The sequence below is a fragment of the Streptomyces sp. SID3212 genome (assembly GCF_009865405.1).
In the GTDB taxonomy this organism is placed as follows: domain Bacteria; phylum Actinomycetota; class Actinomycetes; order Streptomycetales; family Streptomycetaceae; genus Streptomyces.
This window is the reverse complement of the sequence record NZ_WWJY01001263.1, coordinates 1-525: the sequence shown is the minus strand read 5'-3', so window position 1 is coordinate 525 and position 525 is coordinate 1. Positions and strand designations below refer to the sequence as shown.

The window sequence follows — 525 nt, the reverse complement described above, 5'->3', positions numbered from 1 at the left end:
CCCGGGCGGTGAACCGGCCCGCGCCTCCCGCCACGTCGGCGCCCGCCCCGCCCAGGCCCGCCAGGACGTCCGCGCCGAACGCCTGGCGCAGCGGGTTGTCGTCCGCGCACCACGCGGACGCCGCCAGAAACGTTTCCTCATCGCCGCGCCGCCACAGCGCGGACGCCGCCTCCGTCCAGTCGTCGCGGCCGGGGTCTCCGCAGCGCAGAGCCCGCCCCGCCAGCTCCTCGTACGGCGGCAGGATGCCCAGCTCCGCCTCCAGGAGCGTGGCGACCGCGGCGTGCCCCGTCTGCTGCTCCTGGCCCGCCACCGGTGCGCCGTCCCGGAGCAGTTCGACCACCACGGTCTCGGAGCCGTCCTCCGCGATCCGGCGCACCACGCTCTCGTATCCGTCGCCGTACGCGCGCAGCAGTCCGTCGCGCAGTTCCCGCTCCACGTCGAGCGCCATCCAGCGGCGCGCCTCGGCGAGGGCCGCTTCCGGTACGCCCGCGTCCTGGGCGCCCGCGCCGTACCGCAGCAGGACCC

Annotated in this window: 1 pseudogene; it reads right to left on the bottom strand. The window is 77.3% G+C overall.

Annotated elements, in window-relative coordinates:
• Positions 1-525: pseudogene (locus GT042_RS37870) on the bottom strand (hypothetical protein); the annotation flags it as partial.